Here is a 21,075-nt window from a genome sequence, read left to right on the forward strand (position 1 = left end):
GTTGTTAACCTATAAATTTAGTAATCAGGTTAACAACTCACTTTCATTACTGCGTTTTTATATCAAATCAATAATCTTCTCAAAGCATTCAGGGCTCATTAAATCGTTGGCACTCATAGGGCGGGCGAAATAGTAACCTTGAAGCTTATGACAACCTATATTCGTTAAAAAGTCGAGTTGCTCTCGTGTCTCTACCCCTTCTGCAATACAATATAGCTCTAAGTTTTCAGCAAGCGAGTAAATAGTCTTAATAATCGATTCGTCGCCTTTATCTATGCCAATGCTATTTACAAAGCTTTGATCAATTTTTATTACGTTAATTGGAAATTGACTCAAATAAGTGAGTGATGAATAGCCAGTACCAAAATCATCAAGAAATAGCTTAAACCCAGCTGCTTGAAGGCTCTTGAGTTGTTTAGCTGCTTTGTACTTATCTTCTAGCAGCGTGTTTTCTGTGATTTCTAGGCGTATTTGCTGTGGTTTTATGTTGGCTTTTTCAAGTATAGCGCTCAGTCGTTGGGTTATGTTAGCTTTCAGAATATGTTTTGGTGATATGTTCAACGACACATAAAACTGCGGGTTAACGCTAAGAATAGGCGCAAGCTCTGTGATTGCACGTTGTAATGCTTGCTCAGTGAGCATATCAATTAGGCCTGTTTCTTCTGCCACCGGTATAAATAAAGCCGGAGAGATTAGTTTTCCTTGATTTTCCCAGCGCATTAATAACTCAACACCGCTTATTGTTTTATCTTTTGTGTTAACTACTGGTTGGTAATGGTTAAAGAACTGATTATCTTTTGCGGCGTCTTTTAAGTCGTTTTCAAGAATAAGCTTTTGTTTTATTTGCTCATTCATTTTTTCATTAAAAAACTGAAATCCATTTCGACCTGCTTGTTTTGCATGCATCATGGCAATATCTGCATTACGGATCAAAGCATCGGTTGAGTTTGCATCATGAGGGTACAAGGCAATACCAATACTGGCAGAAATATTGATAGAAAAGTCATCAATAATAACTTTACTTGCCAGCTCACTACTCATTTCGTTAAGCGTATTTTGTAGCGAGGACATAGAGGTAATATTTTCGATTAATACTAAAAACTCATCACCACTTTGTCGCCCGAAGGTTGCATGGTCACCTAAGTATAGGGCAACCCTTTCGGTAATGTTACACAGTAATTTGTCGCCCACAGCGTGCCCAAATGAATCATTCACGGGTTTGAATTTATCTAAATCTATAAATATCACCGCACATTGCAAGTCGTTTTTGGCGGCCTTTGTTATGGCATTTTCAATCTTTTGATTCATTAAACTACGATTAGGTAACCCGGTTAACGCATCATAGTTAGCCAGATAACGCAGCTCATTTTCAGCGCGTTTCTGTTCGGTTAAGTCTGTAATAACAACAACATAATACCCAACTTTACCTTTTTCATTAGCGACAGCTGTGGCGCTTAAATGAATAGGGTGTTGCTTTGCTTTTGTGGTATTTACATAGGCATTAGTTCGCCAATTTTCTTTTGGTTGCAGTGCTTTTAATGTGGCTGCAAATTCTTTACATTTAGTTTGCCCAATGGCTTTTATAAATAACTCTGAGGTAACAATCCCCCCTTCACCATCATCAGAAAATACCTCCATAAAGCTATTGTTTGCCGAGAAAGGTACTAGGTTTTCGTCTAAGATAAGTAAAAAATCATTTATTTGGCTAAATGCTTCACCGAGTATTTTTGCTTGCTGTTCATTTGCTAACTGCTCGGTAATATTAGTAAAAATACCAGATACATACTCAGGCTTTTTACTGTCTTCATTATAAATAATTTGCCCTAGGTCATGAAACCACAACCAATGGCCGTTTTTGTGACGTAATCGATATGTCGCTTGCCAGTCTTGTGGCTGAGTTTGTTTTATAAATGCATTCCATTTATTTTCTATTCTATGACGCTCATCAGGGTGCATAATATTAAAGAAGCTATGTATATCAATACGCTCAGGTATATTTTCATAGCCTAATTCTTCGCCTCTGGCTGTATTAACTGAGTTGTCTGCAAAGCTATAGTTCCAAACGCCACTCTTATTACTTTTTAGTGCAAGCTCTGTTTGAGTTTTAGAATGAATGGCTGCTCGATGAGCGCGTTCAATCGCTATTTTACGGCTTCGGTATTGCCAAAAAAATAAAAACAGAATTATAAACACCGCAAGGAAGTAGCATGTGTAAGCAATAGGAGATTGCCAAGGTGCGTAGGCAACACTAAACTTAAGCATTACAGGATCACTAGTAATGACTCCATTTCGCTGCTTAGTAAACACTGATAGTTCATAGTCACCGGGTTGTAATTTAGTAAAAAACACATGATTAGATTTTAAATCGTCATAACTTAAAGATGAGGGACCACTCAACTCTACTTTGTAATAAGTTTTACTTGTATTTTTATAATCAAAATTAGAAAACCGAACCGTTAACCCCATGTCATCGTGTTTTAGCATTAACGGCGCATTACGATATTTATCAGGTGAGTAATTGAGCGCCTTTGAAAACAAGCTAATATCGGTGAACGCCAATTTGCTATCAGTGTTTTGTTGCTCACTATTAAATTGATTAGGGTCAAACTGCAGCAATCCACTGCGATTACCAAATACGAGTTCATTATTTTTTAATTTAATTGCTGCAAGTGCAGTAAAGTGGTTGTTGCTTAAACCGTCTTTAATTGTATAAGTAGTTATGTTTAAAGTATTTAAATTAAGTTGATATAACCCGTTGTCAGAACTAATCCATAAAAAGTCATTGCCATCGGCAATAAGTTTATAAATGGCATTAGTATTGAGAGAGTTGTTTGCATTAAAGGTATGCACTATCTGATATGTTTTTGAGTCTACGGCAATTAAGCCCTCTTGTGTGGTTGCTAACCACAGCAGTTCACGTTTAGTGTCTAAGTAATAGTTTTCTACCGTATGATAAAGGTTGTTTTTTGCCGTCTTAGATTTAAAAATAGTAATTAACGTGCCTGTTTCTTCGTTGAAGCGATAAAACGTGTCAGACGTACTTAACAGTAGTTCACCAGGATAAGCATCTGAGGGAGCATGGAATGCGTAAGCAAGCAATGGTGAAACTTGCTCTTTTAATCCTTTGATAATTCTGTTTTCGCCGGTATTGGCGTTAAAAATATAAAAATTATCATTATTGATGTAAGCAAAGGTATCTGGAGCGACTTGAGCAATACCAAATATATAGTCAGTATTTAGCTTATGCTCAGTGATAAATTTGTTTTGTTCAAACTTTCCTGTTTCTTTGTTGAAAAGTTCAAGCCCAAAAAAAGTCGCTAGCCATAGATAGTTGTCGCCTTTGTTATTTGCAGAAAAAATATCTCCGATAGAAGATAAACCATAAACTGCTTTTTTATCTTTAGATTGTAAAAATAAATCACTCGTTTTAGTTTTTGAGTTGTAGCGAACAAGTCCATCGTCAGTGCCTATCCAGAGCAATTGTTCTGTGTCTTGGTAAATAACATTTACAATATTATTATCCGGTAGGCTGACTCTTTTAAATTTTTTTGTTTGTGCTGCCCACGTTAATACACCATGGGTTCTTGAACCAAGCCATAACAAACCAGATTCATCAAACATAATATCGTTGATCGTATTTTCTGTTATGTTGTAGCTACTATCTTTGAAATTTAAAATAGGGGTGAGTTTTGAGGTTGATCTATCAAATTCAAATAGCCCACTTTCTGTAGCAATAAATTCACCATAGGGTGTGTTTACATAATCCCAAATATTATAGTCATTAATTAGTGTTGATAATTCCGAGGGATTTATATTTTTATTTTCATTAAAAGCAATCCGGTACATTCCCTCAACCGTACCAACTAACAACCCAAGTTCATCATCTATAGATAAAAATTTTACATTGTTACTATCATTGATAACTTCTTGGGTGTCATTGAGTATTATTTGTTGGAGCTCGTTATTGTCAAAGCTATAAGCGTATAGCCCCTGATCGGCACCAACATATAATATACTTTGGTGCAGTGATAATGCTCGAATAAATATGTTTTCATCAGGCAAAGATGCAACGAGTGTTAGTTTTTTTGATTTTTTATCAAAACGGTACACGTGGGAATCAATAGAAAAATAAAAGTGTGTAGGCTGCTCAACGACTGCAGTAATAGGAGAAAACTTTTCTTCATTTTGATTCAAATGTCCTGAATATATTTGCTCAGCAGTTAAAGTATATGGGTCAATTAAATAGCTTCCAGCAAGTTGTGTGCTGACTATTATTTTGCCGTCGTTAGCTTTGTAGATATTGATTACATAATTGTTTTTTAAACCTGTTTGGCTTTCGTAAGGGGTGGCTTGGTAACCGTCAAAACGAAATAGGCCTTGGGTAGTTGCTATCCAAACGTAACCGATATCATCTTGTATTGATTTCACTACAAAGCTTTGCGACAGTTGTTCGTTGCTAGTAATACGTTGTAATTGTTCAGAATAAGTTTGTGAAGCAAAACTGTGCTGCATGCAAACCAATAAAAATATATGAACAACAAAGAAAAACTTACTCAAAAGCACTTACCCTTTTTAACTGACAAGTTTAGTATTTAGTATTGGTGTAATATAACATGAGTTTAATTCAAAAATTACAAAAAGCATTAAATGTGAATTAATTGTTGTGTTTTTGTGTGGGCATTACAAGTTATTCTAATTAAAGTAAAAGGACTACAGATGAATTTTAGAGAAAATATCAACTTAGAACATAGCGTACTTTTAGTAATCGACTTACAAAGTAAATTGGCACCCGCCATAGCTTCATTTAATAGCACCTTAGATTGTGCTTTACAGCTTGCAAATGCAAGTGCTATTCATCAAATTCCTTCAATAATTACAGAGCATTATAAAAAAGGACTAGGTGAAAGTGATGAGAAAATAAAGCAAGCTTTACCAAACGCTCAGTATATTGAAAAAATAAATTTTAGTGCCTGCGCCGAAGACGGTTTTTTAGATACTCTTTCGCAATTACAACGACCTCATGTGGTGGTTATTGGCACTGAAGCGCATGTCTGTGTGTTACAAACATGTTTAGATTTACTACAACAAGGGTATGCAGTAACAGTTGCTGCTGATGCAATAGCCTCACGAAATGTAGAGCATAAAGCCATTGCGATTGAGCAGCTTCGTCAAGCAGGTGCTATAATATCTTGCGTTGAAACTATTATATTTCAATGGACAAAAAAAGCAGGGACGTCTACTTTTAAACAAATATTATCAATAGTTAAGTAGCGCACTAAAAACATTTTTAAATCAAACAGTATAATCATTCTTAGTTTGATTTAAGATAAAAAATTGCGAGTTGTTGTAGGTTATACTAACAATGAGCGTGTTTAATTATTATAAAATTAATTAAGGTTTTTATGTCTAGTGTGAGTCGATTGTTTACAATCATATTCTGTTTATTATTTGCAGAGTCTATTGGTATAGGCCTTTATTTTGATACATTAACAGAGGCATTTCTGGTCGGCTTGCCCTTATGCTTGCTTCCTATTTGGTTATTAAAAACCCAACCCGAAAGTAAAGTTACACCTCATGTTGTCGCTGCTGCAATTATGATGTTTTCATTTTTGCATATTCAGCAAGCGTATGGGCTTATTGAGGTGCATTTCGAAATATTTATTTTCTTAGCCATGCTGATAATGTTTGTTGAATGGCGAGTATTTATTACGGCCATTGTGTTTGTTGCTATTCATCATTTATCTTTTTACTACCTGCAGACTCAAAATACGGGGTTTTATGTTTTCGACCCTGATCGTTTAGCTTTTTCAACGGTACTCATTCATGCGGCCTATGCCATTGTTGAAGCGCTTGTTGCTGGCTTTATTGCAGTGACATTAAAGCGTGAACGTCGTGCGGGTTTGTCGTTAAGTTATGCCACTGAACAAATAATGCAAGACCCTAATCAGATAAAACTCTCGATGCGAGCAGATGATACAGATAGCAGTGCAGTGGTAGGCTTTAACACTCTGCTGGAATACTTGTCGGATGTTATTAAGCAGGTTCAAACTCAATCTGATTCATTAAAAAATAACTCCCAAGAGCTTATAAATGTGCACGATAAGTTAGCAGACAGTGCGAAACACCGAAATATACAAACAGATGATATTGCTAATTCAGGTTCACAAGTAGCCCATGGCTTTAAACTGGTTGAGCAAGAAAGCGATATTTTAAAGCAGCAAGTTAGCAGTATTACCGATTCTGCCCATGTTGCTTTGCAAGAAGTGTTACAAACAGACAGTAAAAGCAAAGAGTTGCTCACGTTATTAAACAATACAGAAGAGCAGTTAAGCCACTTAGTGGCTGCTGGCGATGTAATTACAAGTTTGTTGAATGAAATATCAGGTATAGCCGATCAAACTAACTTGTTAGCCTTAAATGCTGCAATTGAAGCCGCCAGAGCGGGCGAGCATGGTCGTGGTTTTGCTGTAGTTGCAGATGAGGTTCGTTCTTTAGCGAATAACAGCCAGCAAACAACAGCAAAAATAGCATCAACGTTAACAGATTTGGTGAATAATAGTCGTACTTCAACACAATCGATGAATCAGTGTGTTGAGTTTGTTGTAGATCTAACAAAAATTAGTGCCACCATGAAAGAAAATATTTCGTCAATGAGTGAGCAAATACAAGCTGTATCTTCAAGCTCTAACTCGGTTGCGCAAGTAGTTGCTGAGCAGGCAGGCAATACCGAGCAAATTGCAATAAGCACAGATCAAATGCGTCAACGCCAACATGAAGACGGAAAAATTGTTGATCAACTTACCGCCAAGGTACAAATGATTGATGTGAGTATTGATGTGTTAGAGCAAAGCATTGCAAAATTTAACTAATAAGCGCTATTTTATTGTTGCTTTAATTGGTGTGTGGCTTGTCGTTGTTGTGTCGGGTTTAGTGTATTTTCAACTTGGGCAATTAAAGCCGTTTGATGAAAATAAAATGCTGGAACGACACAATTGGTTTTCGCAATTTAAAGAACAGGTGGTTTGGCAAAACAAAGATAGTGCTCAACTACTTATTATTACAGAAGATAAGTGTGGATGTACTATACAAGCTAAACCACACCTATCATCTTTACAGCAGTTTGCGAAAAACCAGGGCGTTGAGGTACAGACATTTAAACTCAATAGCCAACTAAAGTTAGTGGTCCCGGCAACGCCAGCTGCAGTGTTAATTGATAAAAACGGTGATTTTGTTTATGCAGGGCCTTTATCAGAAGGCTTGGCTTGTTCACAAGGTAGTGGGTTTGTAGAGACCGTGATCAGTAATCTACAAGCTGGTTTTAACTCGTCATTATTAATTGCCGATACAAAAGGGTGTTATTGTATTAACCGAGTGTAAAAGAGGCCCATTTTTATTCTACGATAACTGCTTATACATCCTTGAACCGCTTACCTACTTTAGGTAAGCGGTTTTTTGTTGTAGGTTACTTAATCACACCATGGTTACTAAGCCATAAACACCAAGTAATACAAACACAGTGGCGGCTATCGCTCTAACGGTATTTAATGGAATTCTTTTTAGTAGCGCCTTACCGGCATAAATAACAGGGACATTGGCAATTAGCATACCCAGGGTTGTACCAATTGTTACCCATAAAACAGATTGATATTGTGCACCGAGCAACACGGTTGCAATTTGTGTTTTGTCGCCAATTTCAGCAATAAAAAATAAGATTAAGGCTACTAAAAATGCACCATAGCGGTCGTATTTATGGCTCACTTCTTCATCTTTATCTGGAATAAGTAGCCACAGCCCTACCACAATAAAGCTTATATTAACTATCCAAGGTAAGTATTCGACGGCAAAGTTTCCGCTCAGCCAATCACCAAACCAGGCAGATAAACCATGATTAATAATAGTAGCAGCGAGAATGCCTAAAATAAGCGCTATTTTATTATGAAAACGTGCCGCAAGTAATAGCGATAGAAGTTGAGTTTTATCGCCTATTTCAGCGAGGGCAACAGTGACGGTAGAGGTTAAAAAAATATCCATTAATATAATCTTCAGGCGGGAATATTAAACCAAGGCAAACAGCTATCTCCCGCCATGAGGATAGTGTCTACCTAGGTCTCGCCGATAACGCTTGCTACAACATTACAAACTTACCATGCACATGAGGTGCAATTATGTTGATAAGTTTACTCATCACTGAGCGGGCTACTCCCCTAAGAGGATGGCGATTATTCCACAAAGTTTAAAGCAGGTAAATATATAAGGATAATTTTTAAAATTAGTTACTGTTTTAATAATGTTGATGAATAAATGAGCTTGCGTTTAGCTCTCAAGTTTACTGTAATTACAAACAGATGGAAGTTGAGCAATTTGAAGTTATATACACGTGTAAAGGAATTAAATATGCAATCAACAATCGTTAAATCAACTACGGCAACCATTCAAAATGGAGTAATGAAAGCGGACGGAAAGTTTTGGATTACGCAAACCGACTTAAATTTTGAACCTTTTAATGAAAAATTGGGGTTAGAACCACATACAATTCCACGTAATACAATTTTAAAAGTGGTTGAATGTAAAGGTAAGGGCGCAGGCCTTATTCCAATAACGGCTGATGCGATAGAGGTTTTCACGCAAGATGGCAGCTCATATCAGTTTATACTTTCAAACCCCAGTGATTGGATAACTATATTGTCTAATCAAACTCGCGCTTAAAGTAACCAATATGCCATCATTTAATCATTTAAATGATGGCATATAAGGTTTTTATTTAAAGTATAAGCGCTAATATGCCTCAAAATTAAAGCACCTAAACTTTAAATACATTAACTTGTCCTTGTAGCATTGCCGCAAGCTGTGCGAGTTCTTGCGATGCTTGAGCATTTTGTTGTGAGCTTTCGCTAACAGAAGTAATACTCGCGCTAAACTCATTAATATTGCTGCTTAGTTCATTTGCGACCATTTTTTGCTCCTGAGTTGCGGTTGATATTTGAGTATTCATATCTGCAATTTCGGTAACTTCTTGGTTAATTTCGCTGAGTACCTGTGAAGAATAATTAGCATGGTCGACACTTTCTTTAGCGCTGCTTTCAGCGTTACCCATCGCATTAACAGCTTGCTGAGCCATGCCTTGTAGTTTTGTGATCATTTCATTAATGCTAGCGGTTGCTTTTTGAGTATTGTGGGCAAGTTGTCTTACCTCATCGGCTACAACGGCAAAACCTCGACCTGAGTCGCCAGCTCTTGCTGCTTCAATGGCTGCGTTTAAGGCTAACAAGTTAGTTTGCTCAGCAACACTTTGGATCATCATCACAACTTGGTTTATATCATTGGTTTGTGTATTTAGATCTGTAATAAGCTGCGTATTTGTATTAACCAAAGTTGAAAGCGTATTTATTGACTCGATATTATCAGCAACAGCTTGCTGACCTTGGCCTGCTTTTATGTCAGCACTTGTGGCTTTATCAGAGGTTATTTGCGCGTTTTGAGCAACTTGTTCTATTGCACTACTCATTTGGGTAATTGCAGTTGCAATCATAGCTGATTGTTGCTCTTGCTGGGTTGCTGTACTGGCTACTTGAATACTAATAGAGTTCATTTCTTCAGCTGCCGAAGCAAGTGTTAGTGTTGCGCCTGCCATATCTTTTACTAAACCTTGGATCCGAAGTAACATATCATTAAAGTTAGATGCGGTATCTGCAATCTCATCTTTACCCTGAACCTTAGCACGAGCTGTTAAATCAGCATTGGTTGCAATATCCGTTATGGTATCGCGTAATGACATTAATGGGTTTTGTATCGAGCAGTAAATAAAGTAGGCAACAATCAGTAGAAGTAAAATTAATATCGCGATTGTCACACTCATTATAAATTTTATAAATTGATAATTTTCATCAGCTTTAACTCTAAAGTCACTCGCTTCTTTAAGCTGCAAATCAATCAAAGCCTGGTAACTGGCACTAAGCGGATCAAAGAGTTGGTAAAGCTCATAAACAAATTGATTTTGTGGTAGTGATAAAAATTCACCACTATTAATACTTACAATTAAATTATTCAAATGCACGAGCACAGGCTTTAGTTTATTTTCAACGTTATCTACCAAGCGCTTTTCTTCAGCTGTTAACTGTGTGCTTAAGTAAGCTTTCCATTCATTATCAGCCGTATTTCTAGCCTCATTAACATTTGCTAAGAGTTCTGACTTGGTAATAGAGTCAGCACGATACTTGTGAAGTAAATCAACAATATTTACCGCGTAATTATCTGACACAAGTTTAATTTGTTTAAGTGGTACGACACGGTCGTCGTATAAACTATCAATCCCTGCTACTAACCTTCCCATTGTGTTTATTGAAAAAAACGATGTAATTAAAAAAATCATAATTGGTAGCAATGCAAGCACTGCTAAACGGGTACGCACAGAATAATTGTTTAACATAGTTGTCCAAAATTACAGCAATAATATAAAAGTATAATCTGGAAAAAAAATTTTACTGAATTTTTATAAAAAATTATTTAGCTTAATAACTCTTATGTGTTTTCAGTTATTAACGCCTGGTTCATTTAAAAAGGCTTTTACTCGCATAGTCTAATCAATTTTAATTATTGTTACTGTAAATAGAAGGAAAGGTAAGCTTGCCATTGTTTGATAGATGCCAAGCAAATTTTGTTGTGATTGAAGTGCCGCTTAGAGCGATAACCGATTTTTCAGGTGAGCCGTCATTAACCGAGTAAGAATAAGGGGAAACGTTCCTTTTTTTACATGTTTATATAAACTACAGAAAGCATAATGTTTATATTTGGCAATAGCTTACAATATTTGCTATTAATATAAGTTCATAAAATAAGGACTTTTCGCGCCATTATAGGGAAAGTACCCTCTGATAAAGTTGTTATGGCGCTCAGTTGAACTGTGGAAAATAATCAAAAAGGAATTCGGAAAAGATGATACGTAATTTCTACACTTGCGATAAAGAAGTCGACGAAAATAGCCATGATGGACAAGGTTCAATAGATATCTATCGTGCATTCAGACGTAAAGATTTCGATGGTGCTTGGGATTTTGCCATCCGTGTCGTTATGCCACCTGGAAGTTCTATGGGAGAGCATTTTCACGGAGATGACGAAGAAATGTACATTATTTTGAAAGGTGAAGGCACTATGACCATTGAAGGAGGGGACAGAAAAGTGGCCTCAGGAGATATGATAGTTAATAAACGTTTTGGCACCCATGGTTTGGTTAATACATCGGACCATGAAATTGAGTTACTGATAATCCAAGCAAGTCTAAAATAAATCGCCATAACAAAGCGTTAAGGCGGATTCACAACACTTGGCGATCTCAGTTCAAGTTTAATTTAGTGTTTAAGATATAGTGGGTTAGGTATGGTGGTTGGCGTTCTTCACCACTTGACGCAGCGTTAGGCAGACAATCCAAAAAAATGAGTAATTAATGACCCAAAGACTAACAATTGTTTATCAACTTGCTTCATGGGGTTGCACTGTATTAGCTTGGACCAACGGCGCTATTCTTTTGTGGGATGGCTTTGCTAATGCGGAGTATCGGGTCCTCACTTTCGCGGTCGCACTGCTTTTTGGAGTGATCGGTGGCACCGTTCTTGGGGGGGAAAGAAGTTTGAGTCAAATCTACCGATGTTCCGATAAGACTTCCGAAGAGCAGGCGGGGTTAAAAACTGCCAGTGCTTGGACATTGCTCTATGTGTGTCTTGTTTTCGGAGTGCTTCTCATAGGTGTGGTAATGGGAATAGGCTTGGTCGCGATCGTCGAAAGGTTGCAAACTGAATTCCATATCTTCGGATGAGCACTAATACAGATGTGTTCGATGTAGACTTCCCAGCTTTCACTAGACACCAGCTTATAATCTTAAAGTACAAAACGGGAGTAAACTTCCGTTTCTAGTGCTTCAAAGGTAGTTATCGAAATATAATCTAGATAGCTATATGAGCAACTTTTCGGGGTCTTATTTGAGCGATAACCGGTCATTGAGGTTTGCTAAATATCGTCGTTAATTGATTTGTTAAACTATTCTTTGCGCATATATTTATGGAAATGAGCGCTGCGCGCATATTAGTTCATTTAACTTTACTTTAAAGCTTTAAAAAACTTAGTGATAGTAATGCTTTAGGTTATTTGTTAAAACTATATAAAGTAGATAAATGAGCGTTTAGTCGGCAGTAATATGCGCGATGAGCGCACTATTAAATTATTAGAGCTTAAGGAAATGATATAGCGATGAACTGGACTCTCTCCGCCTTTTGTTATTTCTACTTTGTGTTTGTGGGAATATGCTATCTTCTCGGTTTTTGGACACCTTTACATTTTAATGTATTGGAATTTCTGTCTCCCATAGACATGATTAAATCAGCAACTTACCCAGTTATACCCGCTGCGTTAGGCATCTTCTTTTGGGTGTTGGTGGATTCATATAATTCACAAGGAACAAGAAAACCAGAACATGACGACCCTAAAGCCATAAAGATGCTTTTTTGGGTTCTTGTAGTGTTAATTTTATTGATGTTTTTAATAAACATCATCTCACTGGCCTCGCATTTATATTATCTATTTGTTTCAGAGCCAGAGAAAAGGCTTTATTACGCTTTGCCCGCTGCCTCAATAGTAAGTATTTTTTATTTTTTATCTAAACCTCCATTTTTGATAAATAGCCATAAAATCATTAGAAATTTTGTAATTATATTTAGCTGTATACTGCCGACGGTATCCTATTTTCAAGGCAGCAAGAATATAACGGAAATTTTAGAAGGTGAGTCTAACTTCTATTATCTGAAAAGAAACTCAAAAAACTGCTTGATAGATAATGGTTCTAAAATGATTTATCTAGGTTATTACGGTAGCAGTTACTTTTTTGTAAATTCAAAAAGTAAAGATATATGTATTGAAAAAGATGGTGGAGTTTTGCTGTCGTTAAATGGCAACAACAAAGAAAAGCCTAGTTTAGATAGTAATGAGGCTGAAGTAAGCTCTAACAAGAAAATTCAGCCGACCGCTGAAAGCGGTGGCTGATTTTGGCGTTATCGAGAGTATTGCATTTGAATCTATCTGAGAGTGATTTTTCAACTTTAGGGAAGTTATTAATTAAGCTTCAATTTCTAGAGAAACTAATTCAAATATATACGTCATCACTTAGTGATGACGTTAAAAAAAGGCATCCTAGAATAAAGAGCTTATCTCTAAGTAATATTTTAGATGAATCTGTAGCTAACAGAAAGCAAACCTTAGGTGTTTTTGTACAAGTAATTAAAACTGAATTACCTAGCTTTGATAATGAAGAGTTTCAGGAGCTACTCAGATTACGAAATATATTTGTTCATAAGTTACATAGTCAATTTTTGTTGGCAGGTAAAGCCGATGTCGAGGGATTATCCGCGTTCATAGATAGGCTTCTGATGCTAACAAATAAATATACAGGTGTTTTTACTGGATTATTATCTATCTCATTTAAACATATGGCTAATAATAGTCAGACCTTGAATACTGAAGGTATTGACCAATTTGAAGTGAGTTTTGTAGACTATATTAGCAAATAAACATAACAAGAGTCTAAGGCTACGACAGTCCGCTCATGGCACAAAGCGATCATTGGGAGTTTATTGAGGTTTACGAGAAAAATTGGACATTTGCTGACGGAGGCGACAGAGAGCCTCCACCGAAGTTTTGTACCTTACAGCCCATTATCTAACTGTAGATCGTCTGATCATTATTTGAGCTGCTTAGCGGATTAAGTCAAAACCTTTAAGTAAAAGTGTAAGATAATATATGAGTCTCTAAATCTCTCTACAATTTAGTTAGCACTTATTTGTGAACTCTACTATTCTGGCTTTAGGTGGGATAACTGCTCGTGGTGTAACAAAATAACACCCGTAGCAGACGCTAATTGCTGTGCTGATTTAGTAAAATAACTATTAGAGACTACTATAGCTGAGTCTATATTGTAAAAAATTTTACCTGCAATTACTTCTTGAATAGCTTTATTACCAACAGGTTTCGAGTACCGTTTACATTGAATAGCATATTTTCTATTTTCTTTTGAAGCGATAATATCCACACCCTGATCACCAGATGCTTTTAACACATGTGTTTCCCAGCCTAAATTATTTAATATGTTGGCACAGTAATGTTCATATTCAATACCGTCCATTTCAGCGCGGAATTCTACTATGTTTGGTAAAGCGTTATTAGCGTTATTAGCGTTATTAGCGTTATATTTTTCATTTACATAAGTTAAACCAAGTTCTATTACCTCAACTTGATTAACGTTTACCTTATTTGCGAAACGACGAAAATCAGATTGCCATTTTGAGTCATCTTCAAATCCATATTCATCCTTAAATACTCCACTTCTTCTTTTTATTAGCAGGATATCTAAATGTTTATCAATATCTTGGAAAAAGGTTTCCTTTACTTCTATTGGTATTGATTGAAATTCTTCGAAAGCGTTTGCAGATGAAGGATGGTTTGCAGACGAAATATGACGTCTAGAATTAAAAGTAATTCCTTTTATTTTTTTATAAAAGAAAGTTAAAGCTCTCGGGAGAACAACAAAGGCTATAAATAATGCGCTTAACAATACAGTTAATAGAACAACTATAGCTTGCCAATGATTTGTTGAGAAATATATCAAACCACCAACAATCGAGATACTAACAATTCCTTTTATTTCTTTTTTCTTCAAGAGCACCTCCTTAATTCATGTCACAGTAATATTAATTGATAATAACAATTTACATCAAGGAAAAAGGATGGATGGTAGTTTGATTGAGCAAATAACAGACTAAAAACGTTCAGGCAGAAATCTTTTAAATGTCATAAACTTAGTTTTTATAGCTAACAATGTTGTAAACGGTTTTTTATGTTTAACCTGATTGAAAGGTGACGTTTTCTCTAACTCATTATAGACTTCGCTGATGGTCTGCTCCTAGCACTTTTTTGAAGTTCGCCAAACGTCCGCTTATGGCACAAACCGGAAATAGCCCACGCACTAATCCTGTATTTATATATTAAGGCTTCTTCAGACTTAATATAATTCATTTTAATCATTCAACTATTTACCTAATCATACCTAAATTTAAGGTCAGGCTTTAGTTAATAAATCTCAATTTAATTGCCATACTTCGAATGAAATTCAAACAATTCTCAAGCTGCCGCGAATTTCCAATTTAAGTGGCGCTGGCCAAAAAAAATGCAAAAAATTCAAATTTTATAAAAAACCAATTGATAACTATTTTCGTTTAGATTAATATAAACCCACTAAATGAAATTGAGAGTTGTTTGTATTCATGTATATTTGTCTTTGTCACGGTGTGACCGATAAAAAAATTGAGCAAACCATCGACGATGGTGCTACTACCATGCGCGAGCTAACTAAAGAGCTTAAAGTGGGCAGCCAATGCGGTAAGTGTTGTTGTTGTACTAAAAAGATCCTCAATCGTAAACTGATTCAAATTGCAGATATAACCGATCAAGTGGCTTAATAGTAATCTACATAAATAGGCCTACCTAAACGAATTGGTATAACATTTAAAAATTAAACATAAAAAAAGCAGCCTTAGCTGCTTTTTTTGTATTTATAACTTTAACTTACAGTTGCGATTGTAAGTAGTTTTCAAGCCCAGTGTTTTTGATCAGTAGTTGCTGTGTTTCTAGCCAATCAATTTGCTCTTCTTGCTCATTTAAAATGTTATCGAGCGCTTCGCGGCTAATGTAATCTTTTTTACTCTCAGCTAGCTTAATGGCTGTACGTAGCTCATCTACTGTATCAAGTTCAAAGCTCATGTTAGCAGCAATCATTTCTTCGCTGTTTTCGCCTATACGTAAACGTCCTAAATCTTGAAGGTTCGGCAGGCCTTCTAAAAATAAAATACGCTCAATTAAACGATCGGCGTTTTTCATTTTTTGTATCGATACTTTGTAATCAGCTTTGTCTAGTTTACTAAAACCAAAATCTTTAAACATACGTGCATGTAAAAAGTATTGGTTAATACCCACAAGCTCATTAGCAAGTACTTTATTTAGTGCTGCAATAACGTCTTTATCGCCTTTCATAATGTAAGTCCTTATTCGCCCATTTGAGCTTGGTGGTAATTTTGAGTGCCAATTTTGTCAATCAGACCCAGTTGTTGCTCTAACCAGTAGACGTGATCTTCTTCGGTATCAAATAATAGCTTTTCTAGAATTTCACGAGATTGATAATCTTGCTGTTGTTCACAGATAGCAATAACCTCTTTAACACACTCAACCACTTCAAGTTCTAAGGTTAAGTCGTTTTGCATCATGCTTTTTACATCGTCACCAATTAGCAGGTCACGACGTTTAGTCATGTTTGGTACGCCTTCTAGAAAAAGAATACGCTTAATTAGCCAGTCAGCGTGGTCTTTTTCTTCTTCCATTTCATGGTTAAGACGCTCATAAAGTTTGTTTAAGCCCCAATCGTCGTACATACGAGAATGAATAAAATACTGGTCAATAGCAGCTAATTCGTTAGCTAACAATGTATTGAAGGCGTCGATTACTTTTTGATTACCTTTCATAGCGCTTATCCTAAAAATTCTAATTGTGGCTAGTCTAGTATATAGGCACAGAATTGCAAGTAATTTACTTATAAATCATATGGTTAATATTGAGTTTGATTCTCGTTTAAGTTTGCATTGCTGGTTGATAAATGGACAAGTTGCTATTTGTATTTTAGATCAGCAAGTTAGTTGAGGGTATAAGCGCGTTCATACCGTAAAAGTATGAACGCGTAATTGATTAAAATTGATAAGTAACACCTACTGTGGCCGTGGTACCTAAACCTTTAATGTTGTATCCACCATAGGTGTAAGATTGCGCACGGGCAGGGAAGTAATCTTGGTTAAATAAGTTTTCTACCCCGATAAAACCTTGCCAACTATCTGCAAACTGATACTGACCACTTAAATTAAGCACAGTGTAGTTATCGACAGGTCCCTGATCGCCAACATACTTACCATTATCATTAGGCTCAAAGCGCTTTCTATCACCCACATACAAGTAACTTAATGTTAGTGACAGGGTGTCCGTAGGCTGCCAGTTAAGATTGGCTGTGGCTTTTGGTGGACTGATTTGCTTAGAGCCTAAATATATATCTGCTTCAGTATTTTTACCTTCTACATAACTATACGTTGCCAGTAATTTAAGAGATGGGTTTATGGTGTAGTCTACTAAGGCTTCATAACCCCAAATTTCTTGAGGTGCTCTAACCGGTTCATAAACACCGGTTACTTCATTAAATTTATTTGTAGTGCCAAGCTCAGAGGTGCTTCGATATGCTGCGACTTCTAAACGAACTGCATCAAGTTGAGAATTAAAACCAATTTCATAATTATCGATAATTGAAGCTTGTGTTTGAATAAGGCCTATATCATTTACTGTGGCAGAGCGAAGTAGGCGGCCAATATCTGATATATCAGATCCCTGTGAGTAGTTTAAAAAGGGGCTGAATTTTTCATCTAGATTGTATTTAATGCCCACGTTATAGGTCGTAGCATTGTAATCAACCGTGTCGCCTTTTACGCTAATTCGCACAGAGCATTGCGTGACCGTTTTACATAATTTTAGCGTGCGATAATCATCTACGCTGAGATCGATATTTTCTTTGCGTACACCGGTCTTTATTATTAAGTCATTAGCAATAACCCACTTAGTTTGTAAAAAGCCCGCGACACTTTTCATGTCCATTTCTGGCACCCAAACACGCCCATCAACCAGCGGTTGTGCAGTTACATCATTTAACGCATCAATTCCGTAAATGAATGACGCTTCAACTGAGTCAAAGTCTACCTGGGTATTAAAAGTTGCTCTGGCGCCTTTTTTTTCTGAACTTATAACTGATTGACCACCTTGATAATTCTCATCAGGATTGGCAAGGTTTGGAGAGAAGAAAAACACATTTTCTATATCTTGCGTATAGAGGTCTAACGTCATTTGTGTGTTTTCAAACAGTGCGTAGTCGGTGTATTTTAAGGTTATATTTTCGTTGCCTTCTGGCCCTTGTGGTTTACCTTGCTTTTGTAATTCTGACGGCACATGAATGGCGTAGGTTTTTTCTCCTAGGCTCATATCACCAACAACATCGCCTAAGTCGGTTTTTTGTTGTGAACTGAAGTAGTTATAACTAAATTGGAGTTGCTTTTCATCATCAAAGTCATAGCCAAGCTTAGTGAAGTAATTTTGTGTAACGGCATCAGATAAACCATATTGTAAACCGAGAATATCGCCTTGCGAATCGCGTTGTACACCGTTTTCTTCATAGCTTGCAGTTACTAAGTAGCTAAATTTATCTGCACGACCATTCAATGCTGCAGATAACCTTGCGCCTGCGCTTTCTTCAAGTTTTACCGCACTAAAACGACTCGATAAGCTTATTTCACCTTGGGTTTGGCCATCGCTTTGTGCTTGCTTGGTAATATAGTTAATAATTCCGCCTGATGCGCCGTTACCATAAATTGACGTTGCTCCTTTTATGACTTCTATTCGACCTATTGCGCTTGGATCTAAGGTTTTTACCCCTAATGATCCGTTACGCAGTGGCGTTGACTGTGGCACGCCATCAATCATGATCAGTGGGGCACGCCCGCGTAAAGTTTGTCCTGAATTACTTGAGCTTCCAGTATCTGGAGCAAGGCCGGGAACCATTTGTGCTAAAAGGCTTTGTAATTCTGGATTAACTTTTAAATGCGCTTCTATTTGCTTTTGACTAATAATAGTTATGGAAGCAGGGACTTCATCAATACTTTCAAAAACACGACTACCCGAAACAATAACGTGCTCCATTTCTGTTTGATTTAAATTTCTTTGGATCGTTGATTCGTCTGCAATACTGGCGCCACTGACTATTAATGCTATTAAGCTCAGAGATGTTTTAAACATGCGGGTCCTTCGTTTGAATGGTTTTAGTTGTATTAATGATGGGCGCAATATTAAGAGCAACTTAAAGTAAACGCAAGGTTAATGATAATTGTTTTTATTTGCGTTTGTGCTATTGCAAGCTATAGGGGTCAAATATAACGTTGCGTTAAAATAGATGCTCGTAACGGCAGTTGATTATTGTTAGCAGGCCTTCTGCGTTTTGTTGCACAAGGCATAAAAATAAAGATGTGTTCAGTTTTAATTACAAAGTACTTTGTATAATCAAACTAAGGTGAACAACACTCAATTACACAGTGTTCAATTGCAAATTCATCATGTAAATAGTGTTTTATGGCATTAAGCTCAATAGGGGTATCTGTTTGCATCACAATTTCACAGTGAGTGGTAGTATCGTCCAGTTGCCACGCTTTTATGGATTTTATTTGAGTGATAGCAAACTGTTGCCGTAATTTTTTGCTGATAAGCTGCTGGTCAAAACCCATGGGTGCTGCTTGCATTAAAATACTACAGCTGGCTTTCAGTAATAACACCCCTTGATAAATTACGTACAGTGAAATTAAGGTGGTTGCTATTAAATCAACCACATACCACTGATATAAAATAATTAAAGTACCCGCAATAATGACGACTATTGAGGCCATTGCATCTGACACGTTATGAATAAACGCCGCCTTTATATTCATATTATTTTTAGCGCCAGCTTTATAAGTTAATAACGCAGTGACTAAATCAATGAGTAGCGCAAAGGCAGCAACCCACACAATAATCCAACCGTTAATTGGTTGGGGGTTTAAATAACTATTTATGGCTTCAAAAATTAAATAACCACCGATCACTATTAACGTAGTGCTATTAAAAAGGGTTGCTAGTATCTCTGCGCGTTTATAGCCAAAATGATGGGTTGTATCAGCCTGTTTATTGCCAATTTTTCGGGCAACGAGGGCAATAAAAATAGAAGCCGCATCACTTAGGTTATGTAATGCATCGGCAATTAATGAAAGGCTGCCAGAAAATACGCCACCAACAACTTGCACTGCAGTCAGTAAAACATTTATAAATACGGCAAGGGTGAGCTGTTTATCACTTTGGTTATCATCAACGTGACTGTGTGAGTGACCATGACCCATTTTAGTTAGACTCCCTTACTGCTTTACTTTTTACCCATAATGACAACTTTTAACCATTTATAAAAGCGCTGTTTTAATTTGTTTTTTAGATATCGTAATGGCTAAATTTAAATAAGCCCGTGATAGTTACGTATTGAATATAAAAACGATATGCTAGGGTATAAATAAATGTATTAATGGCTTAAGTTATCATAATTATTTAGGCACTTTTTATTTTAAATTTAATAGGCATAAAAGCAGTTTTTAAAGGGTTAATAACAATGAACAAAGCAATAGAAATTCGCGATGCACAGCCAAGTGATGCAAAAACAATTTTGCATTTTATTAATGAGCTTGCCATTTATGAAAAAGAGCCAGATGCAGTTAAAACTAATGAGCAAGCAATTTTAGATACACTGTTTTGCGACGGCGCAACAGCGCATAGTTTAATTTGTTTACAAGATGGTGAGCCGATTGGTTTTGCGGTGTATTTTTACAACTACTCTACTTGGTTAGGTAAGAATGGTCTCTATTTAGAAGATTTATATGTTAGCCCAGATAGCCGTGGAAATGGTGCCGGTAAAGCCATTATGAAAGAGCTGGCAAACAGAGCAATAAGCAAAGACTGTGGCCGCTTTGAGTGGGTAGTGCTTGATTGGAATAAACCCGCGATTGATTTTTATAATAGCATGGGCGCTGAGCCACAGAATGAATGGATTATATATCGTTTAACGGGCCAAGCATTGATTGATTTTGCAAATAAAGATTAGGGTCTGTTGACCTTTCAAGGTTAAATTTGCAGCAGTCTGTTTGGTATTTAGGCAAGGCAGCGCCTATGTGGTGTGGTTATTCCACATAAATAGGCGATAACGCAGCATCAATGCCAAACAGGCGCTGCCCGAAGGGTTCTGCCTAGGGGCGATTTACTCTTTGTTGCCTACATGGATGTAGGTAAGGGGCGTGAGCAGGACGCGGAAGCTTTGCTCGGTTTTTACTTAGCCCACTAGGTTACAAACCTCGCGCCGCGATTAAATCGCCCCTATTTTGAACAAATTTT

18 protein-coding genes are annotated in these 21,075 nt (G+C 36.7%); 10 read left to right on the plus strand and 8 right to left on the minus strand.

The features are described 5' to 3' along the window. Positions 1 to 57 precede the first annotated feature (57 nt). Complete coding sequence (locus AC27JR_RS02205; RefSeq protein WP_487172641.1) at positions 58 to 4,512, minus strand: EAL domain-containing protein; 4,455 nt, start codon at positions 4,510 to 4,512, stop codon at positions 58 to 60. Positions 4,513 to 4,716: 204 nt separating this feature from the next. Here AC27JR_RS02205 and AC27JR_RS02210 point away from each other — a divergent pair, with 204 nt between their 5' ends. From AC27JR_RS02210 to AC27JR_RS02220, 3 genes are all read left to right on the plus strand, one after another. After that, positions 4,717 to 5,271, plus strand: a complete 555-nt coding sequence (locus AC27JR_RS02210) for an isochorismatase family protein (protein ID WP_487172642.1) — start codon at positions 4,717 to 4,719, stop codon at positions 5,269 to 5,271. 131 nt (positions 5,272 to 5,402) lie between these two features. Continuing rightward, positions 5,403 to 6,869: a methyl-accepting chemotaxis protein gene (locus AC27JR_RS02215; protein WP_487172643.1), complete on the plus strand. Its 1,467-nt coding sequence runs from the start codon at positions 5,403 to 5,405 to the stop codon at positions 6,867 to 6,869. Further along, entirely contained in the window at positions 6,853 to 7,377 is a 525-nt protein-coding gene (locus tag AC27JR_RS02220; protein ID WP_487172644.1) for a DUF6436 domain-containing protein, read from the plus strand. The genes AC27JR_RS02215 and AC27JR_RS02220 overlap by 17 nt, the downstream gene beginning before the upstream one ends. Before the next feature lie 93 nt (positions 7,378 to 7,470). On the opposite strand, the gene AC27JR_RS02225 is transcribed toward AC27JR_RS02220, so the two are convergent. Beyond that, on the minus strand, positions 7,471 to 8,031 hold the full coding sequence (locus AC27JR_RS02225; RefSeq protein WP_487172645.1) for a TMEM165/GDT1 family protein: 561 nt from the start codon (positions 8,029 to 8,031) through the stop codon (positions 7,471 to 7,473). A 363-nt stretch (positions 8,032 to 8,394) separates the two neighbouring features. Here AC27JR_RS02225 and AC27JR_RS02230 point away from each other — a divergent pair, with 363 nt between their 5' ends. Then, positions 8,395 to 8,706 (plus strand): hypothetical protein, encoded by a 312-nt coding sequence (locus AC27JR_RS02230; RefSeq protein ID WP_487172646.1) that lies wholly within the window; start codon positions 8,395 to 8,397, stop codon positions 8,704 to 8,706. 94 nt (positions 8,707 to 8,800) lie between these two features. Here AC27JR_RS02230 and AC27JR_RS02235 read toward each other — a convergent pair whose 3' ends face one another. Then, entirely contained in the window at positions 8,801 to 10,426 is a 1,626-nt protein-coding gene (locus AC27JR_RS02235) for a methyl-accepting chemotaxis protein (RefSeq protein ID WP_487172647.1), read from the minus strand. Between the two features lie 506 nt (positions 10,427 to 10,932). On the opposite strand from AC27JR_RS02235, the gene AC27JR_RS02240 reads away from it, so the two are divergent. The 4 genes from AC27JR_RS02240 to AC27JR_RS02255 all read left to right on the plus strand — a co-directional run bounded on the left by AC27JR_RS02240 (position 10,933) and on the right by AC27JR_RS02255 (position 13,553). Further along, the gene (locus AC27JR_RS02240; RefSeq protein ID WP_487172648.1) at positions 10,933 to 11,283 is read left to right on the plus strand and encodes a cupin domain-containing protein; all 351 of its coding nucleotides are present in this window, start codon (positions 10,933 to 10,935) and stop codon (positions 11,281 to 11,283) included. Between the two features lie 157 nt (positions 11,284 to 11,440). After that, positions 11,441 to 11,809 (plus strand): hypothetical protein, encoded by a 369-nt coding sequence (locus AC27JR_RS02245; protein WP_487172649.1) that lies wholly within the window; start codon positions 11,441 to 11,443, stop codon positions 11,807 to 11,809. A 431-nt stretch (positions 11,810 to 12,240) separates the two neighbouring features. Continuing rightward, positions 12,241 to 13,029, plus strand: a complete 789-nt coding sequence (locus AC27JR_RS02250; RefSeq protein WP_487172650.1) for a hypothetical protein — start codon at positions 12,241 to 12,243, stop codon at positions 13,027 to 13,029. A gap of 2 nt (positions 13,030 to 13,031) precedes the next feature. Further along, positions 13,032 to 13,553, plus strand: coding sequence for a hypothetical protein (locus AC27JR_RS02255; protein ID WP_487172651.1), 522 nt, complete (start codon positions 13,032 to 13,034; stop codon positions 13,551 to 13,553). A gap of 281 nt (positions 13,554 to 13,834) precedes the next feature. Here the strand turns inward: AC27JR_RS02255 and AC27JR_RS02260 are convergent, their stop codons facing one another. After that, positions 13,835 to 14,698 (minus strand): restriction endonuclease, encoded by an 864-nt coding sequence (locus AC27JR_RS02260; RefSeq protein ID WP_487172652.1) that lies wholly within the window; start codon positions 14,696 to 14,698, stop codon positions 13,835 to 13,837. 604 nt (positions 14,699 to 15,302) lie between these two features. On the opposite strand from AC27JR_RS02260, the gene AC27JR_RS02265 reads away from it, so the two are divergent. After that, the gene (locus AC27JR_RS02265; RefSeq protein WP_013463106.1) at positions 15,303 to 15,497 is read left to right on the plus strand and encodes a (2Fe-2S)-binding protein; all 195 of its coding nucleotides are present in this window, start codon (positions 15,303 to 15,305) and stop codon (positions 15,495 to 15,497) included. Between the two features lie 106 nt (positions 15,498 to 15,603). Here the strand turns inward: AC27JR_RS02265 and bfr (AC27JR_RS02270) are convergent, their stop codons facing one another. The 4 genes from bfr (AC27JR_RS02270) to AC27JR_RS02285 all read right to left on the minus strand — a co-directional run bounded on the left by bfr (AC27JR_RS02270) (position 15,604) and on the right by AC27JR_RS02285 (position 20,039). Next, the gene (bfr, locus tag AC27JR_RS02270) at positions 15,604 to 16,068 is read right to left on the minus strand and encodes a bacterioferritin (protein ID WP_036955020.1); all 465 of its coding nucleotides are present in this window, start codon (positions 16,066 to 16,068) and stop codon (positions 15,604 to 15,606) included. Between the two features lie 11 nt (positions 16,069 to 16,079). Next, positions 16,080 to 16,553, minus strand: coding sequence for a bacterioferritin (bfr, locus tag AC27JR_RS02275; protein ID WP_013463107.1), 474 nt, complete (start codon positions 16,551 to 16,553; stop codon positions 16,080 to 16,082). Positions 16,554 to 16,773: 220 nt separating this feature from the next. Then, positions 16,774 to 18,912, minus strand: a complete 2,139-nt coding sequence (locus AC27JR_RS02280; RefSeq protein ID WP_487172653.1) for a TonB-dependent receptor — start codon at positions 18,910 to 18,912, stop codon at positions 16,774 to 16,776. A gap of 266 nt (positions 18,913 to 19,178) precedes the next feature. After that, the gene (locus AC27JR_RS02285) at positions 19,179 to 20,039 is read right to left on the minus strand and encodes a cation diffusion facilitator family transporter (RefSeq protein ID WP_487172654.1); all 861 of its coding nucleotides are present in this window, start codon (positions 20,037 to 20,039) and stop codon (positions 19,179 to 19,181) included. A gap of 260 nt (positions 20,040 to 20,299) precedes the next feature. Here AC27JR_RS02285 and AC27JR_RS02290 point away from each other — a divergent pair, with 260 nt between their 5' ends. Continuing rightward, the gene (locus AC27JR_RS02290; protein ID WP_487172655.1) at positions 20,300 to 20,788 is read left to right on the plus strand and encodes a GNAT family N-acetyltransferase; all 489 of its coding nucleotides are present in this window, start codon (positions 20,300 to 20,302) and stop codon (positions 20,786 to 20,788) included. The last annotated feature ends 287 nt before the right edge of the window (positions 20,789 to 21,075 follow it).

It is taken from the genome of Pseudoalteromonas sp. NH0006-26 (assembly GCF_057552415.1).